Source organism: Paraburkholderia sp. RL17-373-BIF-A (assembly GCF_046030175.1).
Taxonomy (GTDB): Bacteria; Pseudomonadota; Gammaproteobacteria; order Burkholderiales; family Burkholderiaceae; genus Paraburkholderia.
The window spans coordinates 1-2995 of sequence record NZ_JARESO010000178.1 but is presented as its reverse complement, the minus strand read 5'-3'; the positions used below and the strand labels follow the sequence as shown (position 1 = coordinate 2995).

General features: G+C 56.7%; 2 protein-coding genes and 1 pseudogene. All 3 read right to left on the bottom strand.

Going from position 1 to position 2995, the window contains the following annotated elements:
* Positions 1-771, bottom strand: a 771-nt coding sequence (sctT, locus tag P0D80_RS49195) for a type III secretion system export apparatus subunit SctT (RefSeq protein WP_408295753.1), incomplete at its 3' end; no start/stop codon positions are given.
* A gap of 2 nt (positions 772-773) precedes the next feature.
* On the bottom strand, positions 774-1043 hold the full coding sequence (gene sctS, locus P0D80_RS49190) for a type III secretion system export apparatus subunit SctS (protein ID WP_408295750.1): 270 nt from the start codon (positions 1041-1043) through the stop codon (positions 774-776).
* A 205-nt stretch (positions 1044-1248) separates the two neighbouring features.
* Positions 1249-2348 (bottom strand): annotated as a pseudogene (locus P0D80_RS49185) (IS5 family transposase).
* Positions 2349-2995: the final 647 nt, after the last annotated feature.

Here is a 2995-nt window from a genome sequence, read left to right as displayed (position 1 = left end):
GGGCGTCAACAACCGCACAAGGCCACCGTCGAAACGCTCGAACTGTGCAACGACGCCGGACAGCCCGAACTGTAGTCCAATTATGAGCATGAGTAGAGCGATCAGACTTTTGATCGGCATCGACAACGAAAACACGTTCAGTTGCTGCACAGAACGGTTGATCAAACCCAAAGCTAGATCCACCAGGACCATCATTACCGTCGCCGGGACCGCAAACGTAAGCGCTAACGTATATAGAAGCTGCCACTCGCTCTTCAGGAATTGAACGAAGTGCGCGTCCCAATGCCAACTGCGCCCAACAACCAACGTCTGGTAAGAGTCGTAGAGCGCCGAAAGAAAGGCATGAAACCCGCCTAGTACCAAGTACAACACAGCCAGAACATGCGAAAAGAACGCTCCCAACGGAGACGACTGGGCTCCGAGCAACGGGTTGAGCACGCCGGCCATTGACGCGCCGCGCAAAGTGTCCAACAGAAAGCCAGCTGCGTCTACCGCGAAGAATGGGATCGCAGCAGAGAAGCCCAGCGTCAGACCGACGACGAACTCGCTTCCCAAAAGCAGCATGTAGTGACCAGGAGATGCTATGGGATCTGGTAATTGCAACGCCGCCAGAAAGGGCAACCCTGGAAGGGCGATCATTAGAACGAGCGAGTTGCGAATCATCGCACCGCCGACAACCGAGGGTCCGAACAATGGCAGCAGCAGCATCGCCCCCATCGGCCGCATCATGGCAACGCCGAGAAGGGGCAGCCAGCGAGTGAGTTCACCCATACCTATCTTCCCATCTGCGCGATAAGATCAAAGCACCGCTCGGTGTAAATGAAGAGCGCGTCTCCCGTCCAACGATAGGACATTGCAAGCGTCAGACAGGTCGCCACCAACTTAACCAAAAACGGAACTGTCTGGTCTTGTACCTGAGTTAGTGCTTGCACCAAACTGATCAGTATGCCGACCACCGACGCGACAAGGACTGTAGGCAAAGACAAGATCAGGACCAACCATAGCAGTTCGCTGGTCAGTTGAACGATTTGGACTTTTCCCATGATTCGGATGTGCTCACTTTGTGTGCATTCGAGAGAATACTTCCAGAAAAACTACTAACAGGCCGTTGAAATATCCGTCGCTGAGGCGCTCAGATGCATTGCGACGGATGTTGGGTTCGCACTTTTGAAACGCGGAACACGTTTGCGGGCATTCGACGTTGCTCGCGGGTTCACCATATCGGTGTTATCCATTGCTTCGTGCCCCTCAGCCGGCAAGTGTGCGCATACGCGTCAGGTTGTAGCCGACCTGCGTCAGCACGAAGAGCTGATCTACGCGTTCAACTCCACGATACATCGCCTGTCTAATTCGTCCGACTGTCTTGCCCCATCCGAACACCTGCTCAATACGCTTACGTTTTTGCTGGCTGACCGCGTAACCCGGCCAACGCGTAGTTCGCTCGTCAATTGCCGAACCGCCTGGACGCCCATCGTTTTGTGCCACATGCGGTGTGACACGATTCGCGCGACAACTGCGGACGAAGCCGGCGGTGTCGTAGTTTTTATCCGCGCCGACCGTGATGGCGCCCGGTGTAACACTTGCGGCATCAGTCAGCATCAGCACGGTCGCGTCGCGCTCGGCGGTGCCCGTCGCCAGCGTCACCTGCGCGTTGACCACCAGGCCGTGCCGGTTGTCGGTCAGCACGTGGCCCATATAACAGAGCATCGCCCCGGTTCCTTTGCTCTTGCGAACAGGCGCGCCTGCTCGTCCGTCGTCGATTGGTGCGTCTCGTTACTGCGTTTCTGTCCGTGCCGGTTGTCGTTCGGCGCGGGCGGTTCGTCAGGAGGCGTGCCGTCTTCGTCTGGACTTGCCTTCGGCACGAAGCTCTTATGCCCGGCCCATGTCTGAATCAACGTGCCGTCGACGCTAAAGTGCTCCCCAGAAAGATATCCGCGCTCGCGCGCGGTCTCGACTGTCTCGTTGAAGAGCAACACCACCACATCGTGTTCGAGCAACCGGTCGCGGTTCTTGCTGAACGTCGAGTGGTCCCACACGGTCCCGTCCATCGGCAGGCCGACGAACCAGCGCAACAGCATGTTGTAGGAAATCTGTTCCACCAGCATGCGCTCGCTACGAATCGAGTACAGCACCTGCAGCAAAAGAGCTCGCACCAGTTTCTCCGGCGCGATGCTCGGCCGACCTCCTTTCGCGTCAGCCTCGTACATTCGGGCGAACACATCGTCCATGCGTTTAAGCGCGTCATTGACCCACGCGCGGATCGGACGCAACGGATGGTCCTTCGGCACAAAATCGTCCAGCTTCAGCACCGTGAACATTGACTCAGCAAAACCATCTGGACCACGCATCCGTTCCATCTCGCTCTCATTGATGACATCAGTTCAACGCTTACGCCTTCGTTACGGATGACCGCCACATCAGGTATTTCAACGGCCTGCTAAACGGGTTTAGCGCGCCCGGTGGGACCCACCGTAGCGAGCCGGGACGGCGAGTGATAGAGCATGAAGGTCCTGAACGAAATCCGGCAGGTAGCTGACGACAACCGCTAGTGACGTGGTCGCCGCGAGTCCTTTGATCAACTAGGCCGAGTCACATACAAATCACTAACCGGTAGTCGATGGCTTGATCTTCAAACTGCGCGCTTCCTACCAAACCAACCGCTCACCCATGCGACTCTCTGATTTAATCGACAATGCGTACTTCCTAAGCAGGGCACTGCTCATCGCTGCGGCAGACGTAACACAAACGTTGCGAAGATCAACTATCCAACAGTAGTCCACCGCTCAGCGCGAACAAAGCAACAAACATTTCGTCTCACCGTGGTTCACAGTGAACCAGATCGAAGTGAGGGCATCGCGGAACACAACGACGCCAGTCAAAACCGGACGCCTGCTTTCTGGCTAAAACGCTCTCCGCGTCTCACCGCACTCCAACAGGGCTAGCCCGCCGCCTCCGACTCGCCGTTACCACTCGATCGTCGATAGTTCAACCAGGG

Coding starts and splice junctions, on each gene's coding strand:
- sctS (WP_408295750.1), bottom strand. CDS start 1,043: ATGGGAAAAGTCCAAATCGTTCAACTGACCAGCGAACTGCTATGGTTG.